The sequence below is a fragment of the Exiguobacterium sp. B2(2022) genome (genome assembly GCF_028823655.1).
GTDB classification, from domain to species: Bacteria; Bacillota; Bacilli; order Exiguobacteriales; family Exiguobacteriaceae; genus Exiguobacterium; species Exiguobacterium aestuarii_A.
In genome coordinates this window covers 1-14,636 of the sequence record NZ_JAPEHX010000067.1, presented here as the reverse complement: position 1 = coordinate 14,636, position 14,636 = coordinate 1, and the positions used below count along the sequence as shown (strand labels likewise).

Annotated in this window: 15 protein-coding genes; all 15 read left to right on the top strand. The window is 47.8% G+C overall.

The features are described from left to right. Positions 1-228: 228 nt before the first annotated feature. Complete coding sequence (gene rocF / locus ON063_RS12565; RefSeq protein ID WP_274665365.1) at positions 229-1,131, top strand: arginase; 903 nt, start codon at positions 229-231, stop codon at positions 1,129-1,131. Between the two features lie 130 nt (positions 1,132-1,261). Then, positions 1,262-1,837: an RNA polymerase sigma factor SigW gene (sigW, locus tag ON063_RS12560; protein ID WP_012727640.1), complete on the top strand. Its 576-nt coding sequence runs from the start codon at positions 1,262-1,264 to the stop codon at positions 1,835-1,837. Continuing rightward, on the top strand, positions 1,834-2,469 hold the full coding sequence (locus tag ON063_RS12555) for an RseA family anti-sigma factor (protein ID WP_214697364.1): 636 nt from the start codon (positions 1,834-1,836) through the stop codon (positions 2,467-2,469). Before sigW ends, ON063_RS12555 begins: the two co-directional genes overlap by 4 nt. A gap of 129 nt (positions 2,470-2,598) precedes the next feature. Then, positions 2,599-3,459, top strand: coding sequence for a diadenylate cyclase CdaA (cdaA, locus tag ON063_RS12550; RefSeq protein ID WP_214697362.1), 861 nt, complete (start codon positions 2,599-2,601; stop codon positions 3,457-3,459). After that, on the top strand, positions 3,460-4,740 hold the full coding sequence (locus ON063_RS12545) for a CdaR family protein (RefSeq protein WP_274665364.1): 1,281 nt from the start codon (positions 3,460-3,462) through the stop codon (positions 4,738-4,740). Between the two features lie 36 nt (positions 4,741-4,776). Then, the gene (gene glmM, locus ON063_RS12540; RefSeq protein ID WP_074035349.1) at positions 4,777-6,135 is read left to right on the top strand and encodes a phosphoglucosamine mutase; all 1,359 of its coding nucleotides are present in this window, start codon (positions 4,777-4,779) and stop codon (positions 6,133-6,135) included. Positions 6,136-6,494: 359 nt separating this feature from the next. After that, on the top strand, positions 6,495-8,291 hold the full coding sequence (gene glmS / locus ON063_RS12535) for a glutamine--fructose-6-phosphate transaminase (isomerizing) (protein WP_074035350.1): 1,797 nt from the start codon (positions 6,495-6,497) through the stop codon (positions 8,289-8,291). 140 nt (positions 8,292-8,431) lie between these two features. Continuing rightward, entirely contained in the window at positions 8,432-8,995 is a 564-nt protein-coding gene (locus tag ON063_RS12530; RefSeq protein WP_274665363.1) for a YdhK family protein, read from the top strand. Between the two features lie 114 nt (positions 8,996-9,109). Then, a complete protein-coding gene (locus ON063_RS12525) occupies positions 9,110-9,589 on the top strand; it encodes a DUF2975 domain-containing protein (RefSeq protein ID WP_274665362.1) in 480 nt (159 codons plus the stop codon). Between the two features lie 9 nt (positions 9,590-9,598). Further along, positions 9,599-9,817 (top strand): helix-turn-helix domain-containing protein, encoded by a 219-nt coding sequence (locus ON063_RS12520; protein ID WP_012727632.1) that lies wholly within the window; start codon positions 9,599-9,601, stop codon positions 9,815-9,817. An 84-nt stretch (positions 9,818-9,901) separates the two neighbouring features. Then, positions 9,902-10,588 carry a DUF975 family protein gene (locus tag ON063_RS12515; RefSeq protein WP_274665361.1) on the top strand — a complete coding sequence of 229 codons (687 nt, stop codon included), beginning with the start codon at positions 9,902-9,904 and terminating at the stop codon, positions 10,586-10,588. Positions 10,589-10,657: 69 nt separating this feature from the next. Further along, positions 10,658-11,599 (top strand): NAD(P)/FAD-dependent oxidoreductase, encoded by a 942-nt coding sequence (locus tag ON063_RS12510; RefSeq protein ID WP_274665360.1) that lies wholly within the window; start codon positions 10,658-10,660, stop codon positions 11,597-11,599. 70 nt (positions 11,600-11,669) lie between these two features. Further along, a complete protein-coding gene (locus tag ON063_RS12505; protein WP_274665359.1) occupies positions 11,670-12,143 on the top strand; it encodes a YfbM family protein in 474 nt (157 codons plus the stop codon). 111 nt (positions 12,144-12,254) lie between these two features. Then, on the top strand, positions 12,255-12,698 hold the full coding sequence (locus ON063_RS12500) for a MarR family winged helix-turn-helix transcriptional regulator (protein WP_214785181.1): 444 nt from the start codon (positions 12,255-12,257) through the stop codon (positions 12,696-12,698). A 3-nt stretch (positions 12,699-12,701) separates the two neighbouring features. After that, a partial coding sequence (locus tag ON063_RS12495) for an MMPL family transporter (protein WP_274665358.1) occupies positions 12,702-14,636 on the top strand: 1,935 nt, incomplete at its 3' end.

Here is a 14,636-nt window from a genome sequence, read left to right as displayed (position 1 = left end):
GCGGTTCGATCCCGCTAGGCTCCACCATATGTTTGTTTCTTAAGTTAGTGATGACTTAAGTTTTTTTTTGCCTAAAACCATGAACCATTCAAATGAGAGTACAGAGAAAGGCAGCCTGCCACCATTCAGGCTGCCTTTTTGTATGTTTATTCATTGTATTGCCGAGTTGAACCAAACGGATGATAGCGTTTACAATTTAGTTATCAAGCGTTCAAAGGGGGAATGGGAATGCAATGGTCATATATTCATGTACCGCTGCGATACGGTCAAGGGAAACTTGGGGTTGACCAAGGACCAGCAAAATTAAACGAATTAGGGATGGAGACACTCTTGCCATCGGAAACGGTCAAACATAAGATACGCGTGTTACCGGAATCTGAAATTCGTGAAAATGAGGAACACTTGAAGCGAGTCGATGGTGTCCTACACACAGTCACCGAATTAGCAGAAGTTGTGCATCGTGAGATTACAGCAAATCGATTTCCATTGATCGTTGGGGGCGATCATAGTATGGCAATCGGTACACTCGCTGGGTTGGCACAAACAGGATCATACGGTGTCATTTGGGTAGATGCCCATGCTGACTTGAATACCGGAGAAACTTCACCATCCGGCAACATTCATGGAATGCCGCTTGCGGCTGCGATGGGCATGGGTGATGTTCGTCTGACAGAGGTGGGCGGACGTGAGCCGAAGTTATCACCGGAGCATTTAGTATACATCGCACTTCGTGATATCGATGAAGGGGAAATGAACGAGATTAATCGACTTGGCATCAAAGTCATTACTGTAGAAGAAGTGCGAACGCGTGGTGTCGATATCATCATGCAAGAAGCATTGAATTATCTACGTGAACGCGTCAATCGTTTCTATATCAGTTTTGATATGGATAGCTTAGATGCATCACTTGTACCTGGCACTGGGACACCGGTTGATGGTGGTCTGACAGAAGTCGAGGCCAAAGCGATTTTAACAGAAGCCATGAAAGCCGAAGATTTGATTGCTGTCGAACTCGTTGAATTGAATCCGATGTTAGACCGAGAAGATATGACGGCAAATTTAGCGTATCGTCTGTGCGAAACGATTATAAAATCAAAAGAAAACCTGTTATTGGAAGGCGAGACAGTCTGATTTCCTTACAGTTTCCAAACCCGTTTGCTACAATGGGAATGGAAACTTTTTTTATTTTAAATGAAACCATTTTAATTATGAGACGTATATAGAAATGACCGCATGTGTAGCGGAGAGGGGAAGTGGATTGATGGAACGGCTGACCACCCGTTTGGTAGATGAATTGAGGGCGGGGAATCACGATTCGTTTGCCGAACTGGTAGAACTATACAAGGATGGCGTCTTTGCAATCGCCTATAAAATTTTGTATGATCGTGGCGAAGCGGAAGACGCTGCCCAAGAAGCGTTCATTCGTGCGTATACACGAATCGATACGTATGACGCACAATATAAGTTCAAAACGTGGCTCTATCGAATCACAACGAACGTTGCCATCGATCGATTGAGGAAACGAAAACCGGAGTATTCGATGGATGCCGAAATTGCAGGTACAGACGGTTTGACCTATCAAGACCACTTAGCTGATGAAGCGCCCCAACCCGATGCCCAAGTGGTTCATCGCGAAATTCGAAGTGAGATGCATGAAGCGATCAAGCAACTCCCCGACAAATATCGTATTCCTTTACTCCTAAAGTATGTGGATGATTTGTCATTAAAAGAAATCAGCGTGATGATCGACATGCCGGTCGCAACGGTTAAAACAAGGATCTTCCGGGGAAGAGAAATGTTAAAAACAATCTTTCAAAATAGGGAGGGGTTCAATTGACTCCTGAAGAAAAAGTACAACAATATTTGGAAGATGGCGTTTTGCCCGAAGAATCTGACGAATTGCGTCAATTGTTAGAAGACGATGAATTATACAAGTCGTATCTACAATATGAACGAATCGATGCAGAACTGAAAGCATTGCCTCGTCCAAAGTTATCAGCCGATTTTACTGCACGTGTGATGGCCGCTTTGCCTGAAGCACCTGTACAAAAAGCACCCGATACGGTCGTTCCGTTATCAAAACCAATCCGAAAAGAACGAAAACCGCACTCGAAACAAATCGCTTGGCTACAACGACACCCGGCTTTAATCGCGGCGGTCCTGTTCTTCAGTCTAATGTCTAGCGCGACACTTGGACTCTGGAACAGTGCATCTGAGACGATGACCTATACAAAAGTACCAGGGGTTGTCGTGTCAGAGAACGAAGTCATTGTGCCAGCCGGTGTAACGGTCGAGAAGGATATCACCGTTCAAGGTGGCGATTTACGAATCGAAGGAACGGTCAAAGGTGACGCGACCGCTGTGAATGGTCGTGCGTATTTAGCTAGTGCCGGTCAAGTGACAGGTGAGCTTGAACAAATTGACCAAATGTTCGAGTGGATTTGGTATTCGATGAAACAACTATTCTAAAGACGCATCTAGCGTCTTTTTTTTTCGTTTCAATCTGGTTTCGTTTTGAAGTGACGCAATGCGTCTAGACGGAATTGATGATATAATGGAACTTGCACGATTTAGCTAGGTAGTTAAGGAGGGGAGCATTTGCCGCTACTTGAACAAGTATCATTTTTCTCATTTTTAAATCTTTCAGAAAACGTACATTGGTACGATTATTTGAATGATGTTTTAGATATCGTCGTCGTCACGTACGTTATTTATAAGTTAATGATGATTGTACGTGGGACAAAAGCAGTTCAGTTAATCAAAGGGATCTCGATCATCCTGGTCAGTTGGTTCTTGAGCGGTTTCTTCGGATTGAAGACGCTCCAGTTCTTGCTAAATCAGGTGATTACGTATGGTCTTCTTGGAATCATCATTATCTTTCAACCTGAGTTGAGACGTGGTCTTGAACATCTCGGACGAACGAGCAATTTATTTGGACGTACGGGAACAAGTGACGAAGAGCAACAACGACAAATGATTGAAGCCATCGTCAGTTCTGCGCAATATATGTCCAAACGGCGAATCGGTGCATTGATTGCCATCGAACGCGATACGGGACTCAATGAATATGTCGAGACAGGCATTCGGATGGACTCACATATTACGTCACAGTTGATTATTAACTTATTCATTCCAAACACGCCGCTTCATGATGGGGCGATGATTATTCAAGACGGGAAGATTGCAGCGGCAGCTTGTTATTTACCGCTCTCTGAAAGTCCACACATCGATAAAGCGCTCGGGACGCGTCACCGTGCAGCTATCGGCGTCAGTGAAGTGACAGACAGTGTCACCCTTACCGTCTCAGAAGAAACGGGAGCGGTCTCCCTTGCGATTGCAGGACGTCTGTATCGCGAATTGGATGAAGAAGCGCTACGCAACAAATTAATTCAAGAACTCGTCATCGAAGAAAAAGAGGCGACCCTCTCGTTCTTCGGTAAAAAAGGAGGGGATAAGTAAGTGATTGATCAGTGGTTACAACATAAATGGTTTCTCCGCTTCATCGCACTTGCTTTAGCCGTCCTTTTATACTTAATGGTCGCTGAGACCAGCTCTTCAAACAATGCGTCGAGCGCGCTGCCGATCGTCGGACAGAGTTCCATGACGCTCGATGTGCCGGTCGAAGTGTTTTTTGATGAGGTGCAGTATGTCGCATATAATGTACCGGAAGAGATGGGCGTTGAGCTTCAAGGTCCGTCCAGTAGTTTAACGATGACCAAATTGGTGAAAGATTATCAGGTATTCGTCGACTTGACGAACCTCGGGACGGGCTTTCACCGTGTTCCGGTCGAGGCACGAGGATTCGGTGGCGACGTCAACGTCAAGTTAGACCGAGAGACTGTCGAAATCTATATTGACCGGAAGCAAACGATTGAAGTGCCGGTATCTGTCAACTTATTAAACAAAGATCAGTTACCGGACGGGAAAGTAGCTGGTGATGTCGAAATCGAACCGTCTACTGTGAAAGTCACGGGAGGCGCAAGTCGGATTCAAAACGTCAAAGAAATCACATTGAATGTAGACGTTGCGAATCAAAGTCAGACGTTTACACGAGAAATTCCCCCGACTATTTTAGATGCGAATGGAAACCCATTGAACGTGTCGGTCGACCCGAATATCATCAATGTCACCGTACCGATTTATGATCAAAGTGCGATGATCCCAATCGAGGTCGTTACGAGCGGAGAAGTGGCGGATGACTTCCGACTAGTCGATACGTTGTTAGGTGAGACGGAAGTCCGTGTCTTTGCACCAAAAGAAGTGCTCGATGCACTCGAAACAATCGAAACGGAACCCATTGAGCTGGATGACTTAACGAAGTCTGAAAAGTTAAATGCTACCCTCCGCCTTCCAGAAGGAGCGACATCTCTCGGTAAAAAAGAAGTCGAAGTCCAAGTGTTGATTCGTCCCAACGACGAGTCGAAAGATGACACGGGTGAATTGACGGAACGGATTCGATTGACGGTTCCGGTCAATGTTCGTGGGTATGACCGAACGAATTATACGGTTCAAACGCAAGAAGTTGTCAGTGTGACATTGTCGGGAAAACGATCCCTTCTAGAGAACATCTCCTCGAACAGTGTCAATGTAACCTTAGATTTAACAGGTTTACCGAGTGGGACACACGCGGTAGATGTAGATTATGAAGTACCAAAAGGCGTGACTGTCATTTCGCCAAAAACAATCGATGTTCAATTGACAAGCGTCGATGAAGAAACAGAAACATCTTCTATTCAATAAAGATGTTCAATCATACAAAAGTGAGGATTTAATCTTATGGGTAAATATTTTGGAACAGATGGAGTTCGCGGTGTTGCGAACTCTGAGTTGACTGCGGAATTAGCATATCGTTTAGGTCGTGCGGGTGGCTACGTGCTCTCGAAACATTTGCCAGAAGGCGAACAGCCAAAAGTCTTGATTGGTCGTGACACACGAATCTCAGGACATATGTTAGAGGGTGCATTGATTGCGGGTCTTCTTTCAATCGGTGCAGAAGTCATGCGTCTCGGTGTCATCTCGACACCTGGGGTCGCTTACTTGACGAAGTCATTAGATGCGACAGCGGGAGTCATGATCTCGGCATCGCATAACCCCGTGGCAGACAACGGCATCAAATTCTTCGGTAGCGATGGTTTCAAATTAGATGACGCAACCGAGCAAGAAATCGAAGACATTTTGGACGCTGCAGAAGATACACTCCCACGTCCGACTGGAAAAGATCTTGGTTTCGTTTCAGATTATTATGAAGGTGCTCAAAAGTATCTCCAAATGTTGAAACAGACTGTAGAAGAGGACTTCGATGGTCTTCACATCGCTCTTGATTGCGCACATGGTGCAACGAGTGGTCTTGCAGCGCGTCTCTTCGCTGACCTTGAGGCGAACGTGTCGACAATCGGAAACTCGCCGAACGGATTGAACATCAACGAAGGTGTCGGCTCGACACACCCTGAGCACTTGGCTGAGTTCGTTCGTGAAAAAGGAGCGGATATGGGTCTTGCCTTTGATGGTGATGGAGACCGTTTGATTGCGATTGATGAGAACGGTGATATCGTGGATGGAGACAAAATCATGTACATCTGCGGGAAATACTTGAGTGAAAAAGGTCGTTTGAAAGACAACACAATTGTCGCGACGGTCATGAGTAACCTTGGCTTCCATAAAGCTGTAGAAGAAGCGGGCATGACGGCGCTTCAAACAGCAGTTGGAGACCGTTACGTTGTAGAAGAAATGAAGAAACATCAATACACACTCGGTGGCGAACAGTCGGGTCACTTGATTTTCCTCGATCACTCGACAACGGGTGATGGGATGTTATCAGGCGTCCAATTGGCGGAAATCGTCAAGTCGACAGGTCGTAAACTTTCTGAATTGGCAGCTGAGATGCCGGTTTATCCGCAAAAGCTCGTCAACATTCGTGTGACGAATAAGAATGATGCAATGAATGGAGAGCGTGTGCTCGCGACGATTCAAGAAGCGGAAGCGGAAATGGCTGGGAACGGTCGAATTCTCGTCCGTGCATCTGGAACAGAGCCACTCGTCCGTGTCATGGCAGAAGCGCCGACAGCGGAAGAATGTGACCGTTACGTTGAAAAAATCGCGCAAGTCGTGCGTGAAGATTACGGCGTAGAAGGATAATTTTTCAGAAACCGGGAATAACACAAGGGAATCCAACGTTGGATTCCCTTTTTGTTTCCGTTTTGTCATCGAGAAAACAATGGTTCTTCTTGACGAATGGGGGTGTGATTTGTACTATTAAGAGCGTGACCTTGGAAACGGAAGGACACAAGAGTACGAACAAGCGCCAGAACTCTGCGGAGTTGACGAGGTTGGAGGTTATCGAGATTTCGGCGGATGCCTCCTCGTCGCCTGTCACGACGAAAAGCACACTTTTAAAACGCCCGGGTGACCGGACGGACAAAGAAGCGTGTGTTGACAGCTCTTAGAAAAAGCCCGTTTCCTTTTTCGAGAAATCGAAGAATAGAGGAGATTTGTTTATGTGTGGAATTGTAGGAATGATTGGGAATACCGGAGCGAAGGAAGTCCTTCTCAAAGGTCTTGAAAAACTCGAGTACCGTGGTTATGACTCGGCAGGTCTTGCGTTGATGCATGAAAATGTCAACGTTCACAAAGAAGTCGGTCGCATCGCTGCGCTACGCGAAATCATCCCAGCAGAAGTAGACGGCACGATTGGAATCGGCCACACACGTTGGGCGACACACGGGGTACCGAGCGTACCGAACGCCCACCCGCACCAAAGTACGACAGGACGCTTCACGCTCGTGCATAACGGCGTGATCGAGAACGACGAAATCATCAAGAAGACGCTTGACGTCCCGTTCCTTTCAGAGACGGACACGGAAGTCATCGTCCAGCTCATGGAGAAGCACTTCGTCGAGCTCGGTGACGTCGAGGCGGCGTTCCGCAAGACGCTCTCGGACCTCCACGGTTCATACGCGATCGCGATGATCGACTCAGAGGACAAAGAGCGCCTCTATATCGGGAAGAACAAGTCACCACTTCTCGTCGGACTCGGTGACGGCACGTTCAACGTCGTCGCATCGGATGCGATGGCGATGCTCCAGGTGACAGACCAGTACCTCGAGCTCCATGACGGCGAGATCGTCATACTCACGCGTGAGTCGGCGACGATCAAGACGCTCGACGGCGAAGTACTCGAGCGTGCACCGTACACGGCCGAGATCGACGCGTCAGACATCGAGAAGGGCACGTACGCGCACTACATGTTGAAGGAGATGGACGAGCAGCCTGCCGTCATCCGCAACATCATCCAGCACTACCAGAACGAGAACGGTGACATCGAACTCACGGACGGCGTGCGCGAGCTCGTCTCGGAAGCGGATCGCGTCTATATCGTCGCGTGTGGTACAAGCTACCACGCTGGTCTTGTTGGGAAACAATTGATTGAACGCGTCGCAGGTGTACCGACTGAAGTACACGTCGCGTCAGAGTTCGGTTACAACATGCCACTTTTGACAGAGAAGCCACTCTTCCTCTTCATCTCACAATCAGGTGAGACAGCGGACAGCCGTGCCGTCCTCGTCGAAGTGAAAAAGCTTGGCCATAAAGCGCTCACGTTGACAAACGTAGCAGGATCGACACTCTCGCGTGAAGCGAACGAGACGATGCTCCTTCACGCAGGACCGGAGATCGCCGTCGCCTCGACGAAAGCGTACACGGCACAGATCGCCGTCCTCGCGATTCTCGCATACGACATCGCTCGTGCGAACGGGAAGAAACTTCCGTTTGATTTGATGCAAGAGCTCGCACTCGTTGCAACAACGATGGACTCGATTATGGCACAAAAAGAAATCTTTGAAGAGCTTGCTGATAAGTTCTTGAAAGAATCACGTAACGCATTCTTCCTCGGACGTGGATTGGATTCATATGTAGGTCTTGAAGGCGCATTGAAGCTCAAAGAAATCTCATACATCCAAGCAGAAGGATACCCAGGTGGGGAACTCAAACACGGACCGATCGCGTTGATTGAAGATGGAACACCGGTCATCACGCTTGTGTCTCAACCGAACACACACCTCAACATTCGTGGAAACATCAAAGAAGTTGTGGCGCGTGGTGCAGTAGCTTGTACGATTTCAATGGAAGGCATGGAGCACGAGAACGATGCATTCGTTCTTCCACGTGTTGAACCACTTCTCACGCCACTCGTGACGGTTCTTCCACTTCAACTCATCTCGTACTATGCGGCACTTGCCCGCGACTGTGATGTCGACAAGCCACGTAACTTGGCGAAGTCTGTAACAGTTGAATAATCTTCCATGGCCAGAATCTTTCGGGATTTTGGCCTTTTTTGTTGCAGTCAGTTAACAAATCATCGCAATGCTCTCAAAAATGTCTGTTTCCCCGAAAGAGCGGGTAAAATCAACATGAGCATGAATAAAGGAGAGATTCGATGAAACAGAAAAAATGGATGACAGGATTAGGTGTCATGATCCTCGCTACATCATTGGCTGCATGTGGGGATACGGCAGACGATACATCGATGGAAATGTCAGAAGAACAAAGCATGGACCATTCGGCAATGGACCACTCGGGGACTGGAGAGATACCAGACGGACTGATGGAAGCGAATGATCCGACATATCCGGTCGGGTCGACAGCGATGATGACAGCGGATCATATGCCAGGGATGGAAGGTGTCGAAGCCACGATTGTCGGTGCGTATGATACGACTGTATACGCAGTCAGTTATACACCGACGACAGGCGGTGATCCGGTAGAGAATCACAAATGGGTGATCCATGAGGAGCTCGAGAATCCGGGCGACGCGCCATTAGCAGAAGGTGAACAAGTCGTATTGGCCGCTGATCACATGGAGGGCATGGATGGCGCAGAAGCGACAATTGATATGGCTGAAGAGACGACGGTTTATATGGTGGATTACACGACGGAAGATGGAGAAGAGGTCACAAACCATAAATGGGTGACCGAAAGTGAACTAGAAGCGATGAAATGAATGAAGTAGACCTCGAGTACATCTCGTGGTCTATTTTTTTCGATAAATATTTATTGATAAGCGATAAATAAGGGCGTATGATAAAGGAAATAAAATGAGTGAGGTGTATGACAGGTGAAACGAGAAACCGTCTTCTTGAAACTATCGGTGATTGTCTTAGCCCTTCCGATTCTTGCAGCCTGTATCTTTTTACTTCCGTTTCTTTGGCGAGACGCAACCGAGAGCGGAGGGTGGATTGCGAATTCGATGCGTCCGATTCTCGTGGGGATGTATGTGGCGGCAGTCCCCTATTTTGTGGCTCTGTTCCAGACATTTACCTTGCTAGGATTAATTGACCGGAATGAGGCGTTCTCCTATGAAGCGGTGAAAGTACTTCGAGTGATCAAGTATTGCGCATTGACCATCACGGTCATCTATACGGCGTTACTTCCGTTCTTCTATTGGTTCGCTGAACGTGATGATTCCCCAGGTTTCTTAGTCATCGGGTTCGTCTTCGTGTTCGCCGCATTTGTCATTGCCGTCTTTGCTGAGTTGTTACAGAAATTATTAAAGCGAGCCATTGATATGAAACAAGAAATCGATTTGACGGTCTGAGGTGAGAACATGGCGATGATTGTGAATCTAGATGTGATGTTAGCGAAGCGGAAAATGAGTGTGACAGAACTATCGGAGCGGGTCGGGATCACCATGGCAAACTTGTCGATTTTAAAGAATGGAAAAGCAAAAGCGATTCGTTTTTCGACGCTCGAAGCGATTTGTGAAGCGCTCGACTGTCAACCGGGGGACATACTAGAATATCGAGCGGACGAACGAGCAGAGTGAATCTCTGCTTTTTTTGTGTGAACATGAAACGTATTTGAACGATATAGCGTATATAAGATAAATCATTCAGGGGGAGACTAGAAAATGGTTCAAACATGGACAGAACGGACACATGAAGCAATCAATGGGAAACGAGGTCTACTATTAGCCTGGTCGTTTCTTTGTGCCATTATATTAGAGTTTATTGCAATATTCGACCCGACACTTTACGGGGCGAAAGCCGGTTCGTTACAGGCGATTGTATTCCTTGTAAGTACGATGGTTGTATCCTTTATGCTATATCCAATCATCATCGGGTATCACTGGGTCATTCTTTCAATCATTCGCGGACAAGACGCGGAGTTTCGTGATGTGTTTCGACCGATGAAAGAACGATTTGGTAAGCATGTGACGGCAGTCATCCTACTAGCCATCCTCCAGACGCTTTGGACACTATTGTTCATTGTTCCGGGAATCATGAAATTCTTCTCTTACGCGTTCTCGTACTTTATTTTGCGAGATGAGCCAGCATTATCGGTCAGAGAATCGATCACGAAGTCACGCGCGTTGATGCATGGTCGGAAGTGGGACGCATTTAAACTAATTTTACCGTTCATCCCGATTTATTTGATTGGTTTCACGTTATTTATGGTCGTGAATTCGGTTTTACTTGCCGCATTCTCCCTATCGATTGCGACGGTTCTGATTCGTCCATTCGTCGTTGCACGTTTCGCTGTCATGTATGAAGACTCGCGTCGGGTGTACGACGAACAATGGAACAAACCAGCCTGAAGCATATTAGATAGAGGTTGAAAGGAATGAGCATGCTACAATCTTCATGAAGGAAAGGGGAAATGCTGAATGAAGATTGGAATCATTGGGGCTGGTCTGAGCGGAATCATCGCAGCGCGTGAACTCGCACGTCGAGGTCATACGGTTGAATTGATTGAAAAGAGTCAAAGCGTCGGGGGACGTTTGGCGACTCGTCGAATCGGTGACGGACAAGCGGATCACGGGGCCGTCTATTTCACCGTACGTGGGGAAGAACTCAAACGCGAGGTACAGTCGTGGATGAGTGCGAACTGGGTGCGTGTCTGGTATGCGGATCCTTATCCGCGATACGTGGGGACGGATGGTATGAATGGACTCGCCAAGCATCTTGCTGAGGGATTGACGGTACACTTGAATGAACATGTGGAGCACGTTCACATAGAAGAGGATGGTACCATCAGCGTGAAGACAGATGTGACGAAACGTTCATACGACCGAATCGTGATGACGGCACCGCTTCCGCAATCGTTCGAATTACTCGGGAGTTTGGTTAATCAGGTCAAACCTTCCTTGCGACGTCTCGTGTATGCGCCGACGTTCGTCGGTCTTTTTGAATGTACGGGTGATGTACAGATTGGGGCAGATGGGATTCTCGATCATGACCTGACACCTGGATTGTTGAAGGTGATCAATAATCAGCAAAAAGGGATTACTGCGACCTCGCTCATCAGCGTCTATATGGAAGAAGCGTGGAGTGAGGAGTGGTATGAGCGACCAGAAGAGGAGACACTTGCAGAAGTCGAGCGGTTATTCCGGGAGGAAGTTGGCGATATCGACATCGTGTCACGGCAGTTGAAACGGTGGCGCTATGCGCAAGCGAAAGACGTGTGGCATGAACCGTTTTATCGAGTAAGCCATCATCCCATCTATTTAGCTGGCGATATCTTTCTTGAAGCGGATGATCCATCCGGACGTACTCGATTTGAGAGTGCCTATTTATCTGGTCTACGTGTCGCCGAGGCAATCGTTTAAACCTTCTACGGAAGGTTTTTTCGTTTTGATGACGAATAGACAGACAAACGAACTGGAGAGGGGCACTCATATGGGGATGATTGGAACTTACTTGCGAGTAACAGATGATGAGTTGGCGCGGCTACTTGATGAACCTGATTATTTCGAGGAATTGTACACGTACGAGGAAAGACAATCGGATATCGATAAAGCGTGGCACGGACTGTACTTTTTGCTGACCGGAGAAGCGGACTTGGACGACATTGATCGTCACTCCCTCGGTAGAACGATTTTCGGCGGAATGGTAATCGAAGAGGAGACAGGGACGGCCTATTTGACGTCAGCAGAAGTGAAGGACTTAACGACCCGACTTCACTATATCGAACGAGATGCCCTTGAATCACGTTATGAGGCGACGAGGATGAATGCGCATGAACTTTACCCATTCGAGAGAGGGTGGGGAAGTGAGGAGAAGCAATACTTGCTCGAACAGTTCGAGGAATTGAAAGCGATTTTTTCATCCGCGTCACAAAAGCAAGAAGGGTTGATCACATGGATCGGATAAAATACGACTGATATGTTGCGCCGATAGGATTCTCCTTATCGGTCTTTTTATTTGACGTCATTTAGTTTAGGGCATAAACTATAACCATCTAGTTTAGGGGGTAAACTAAAAATGAAAGCATTGATGCGCGAAGCCGTACAGTTATTTGAAGAAGTGATGTTCCATGGGACGGAACATGTCATCGAAGCGATGGAAGGAGATGTCTGGCGTGAGTATTCGCGTGAACAACTCCAACTCTTAAAGTTGCTCGATCAATTTGGACCGACCCCTGCTGGGCAACTGGCACAAAAGCAAGGTGTCCATAAAAGTGCGGTCTCGAATCGACTCAAAAAACTGGTCGAAAAAGAACTTGTCACGAGCCGACGTGGACAAGACCAGCGCGAACGATTGATTGAATTGACCTCAGAAGGAAAGCGGCTCGTCGAGGAAGTGGACGGTGCCGTCTATCGATATGTAGAATCCCTCATCGATGGAGAAGTAGACGAAATTGAAATTGAGCAATTTGTCCGGACATTCCGGAAAATAAAACAATTGCTCCGAATCGGGGAGGAATAACGCGTGCATAAAATCATTCAATGGCGTTGGGGAATCCTCATTTCCCTTATCATATTGACGGCGGCACTATTTGTCGTAGCACCGAACTTAACAAAGCAAGCAGAAGAAGCTGGTAGTTTTCAGCTAGCGGACGATATGGACTCTCAGCGTGCACAAGCGATTTTAGATGAAGCCGGGAAGAGTGATAAAACCATCTCGCTCGTCTACGAGTTCGAGTCGATCGGCGAAACCGAGCGAACGGATGTCGCTCGTGTCATCGAAGAGCTTAGACAGAATGAAACGGTCGTGACGGATGTTCTCGATCCGTTTGAAAGTGAGGAGACAGAGGCACAGCTCGTCTCTGAAGACGGACGCATCGTCCTCGTCCCGATCACGGTCGAAGGTACGACAGAAGAAATCAATGCGTTCGCCGATGATGTCCGTGAAAACGTGCTCCCGCAAGAGGAAACCGTATATATCACTGGGGAAGAGATTATTAACAATGATGTGAACTTGAGTGCCCAAGAAGGATTGAAAAAGACGGAAATCATCACGGTCGTATTGATTTTTGGATTGTTGCTCCTTGTGTTCCGTTCTATCGTGACCCCGTTCATTCCACTCATCGCGGTCGGCTTCACGTATCTGTTGAGCCAATCATTTGTCGCGTTCTTTGTGGATTGGTTCGGATTCCCGGTATCGAATTACACACAAATATTCCTCGTGGCCATCTTGTTCGGGATCGGGACAGACTACTGTATCCTGCTTCTTAGCCGATATAAAGAGGAACTGAGTGCGGGGCATGCGATTGAAGACGCAATCGTCAACACATATAAGACGGCAGGACGGACGGTCTTGATCAGTGGGCTCGCGGTCTTCGTCGGTTTCGCGGCCATCGGATTTGCAGATTTTCCAATCTTCAAATCAGCCGTCGCTGTCGCAGTCGGAATTGCGGTGTTGCTGTTGATTCTCTTCACGGTCGTCCCATTCTTTATGGCGACGCTCAAGCAACGACTGTTCTGGCCATCGAAGAAAGCAGGCGAGCATCATGATAGCAAGCTCTGGGCTGGATTGAGCCGATTGTCGGTCAATCGCCCGTTCATATCGATTTTGGTCGTTGGATTGATTACGGTGCCAGTCCTGTTCACGTATGACGATGCCCGTTCGTTCAATACGGTCGATGAGATTGGAGACGGGTACGATTCGGTTCGTGGACTGAATTTGATTTCAGAAGGGTTCGGTCAAGGGGAATCCCTTCCGGTACAAATCATTTTGAAACAAGATCAAGCCATTACAGAATCGGAAGTCCCATACATTGAAATGTTCGCAAGTGAGCTCGAAAAAGTCGATGGAGTGAGCGGCGTACGTGCCCTCACACGCCCGACTGGTGAAGTCATCGACGATTTCTATGTCGACACGCAACTCGGTGAACTCAGTGAAGGCTTGTCTGATGCACAGACGGGTCTCGGTGATGTCCAGGCCGGGTTAGACGAAATCGAGCAAGGGCTGAACGCGGTCGTCGGACAATTGCCAAGCGGTTCAACCGATGCCGGGGCACCGCTTGCAGAAGCAGCAGCTGGGCTGAATCAGTTGAATGGTCAGCTTGGACTCATTGGCCAAGGATTGACAGCGACTCAAAACATCCCTGCTGCAGTCGGACAGCTCGGTCAAGTGTCGGCAGGGCTCACACAAATCGAATCGGGCATCAGTGAAGCCGCGTCCGCATTGAATGCGCAAGGGTCTCAGGTTGGTGAACTTAGCACCGGATTATCGCAACTCGCGACAGGTGTCGGCGAAGCGAACGACGGGCTAGGGCAAATCGAGTCGGGCCTCGGTGAAGCGGTTTCGTTCTTGCAACAGTTGAGTGAAGCAGATTCGCTTCGGGAGACAGGCGTCTATTTTCCTGAAGGAACACTCACATCAGATGAGTTTTCACCTGCCGTCGAACGTTACGTTTTTGAC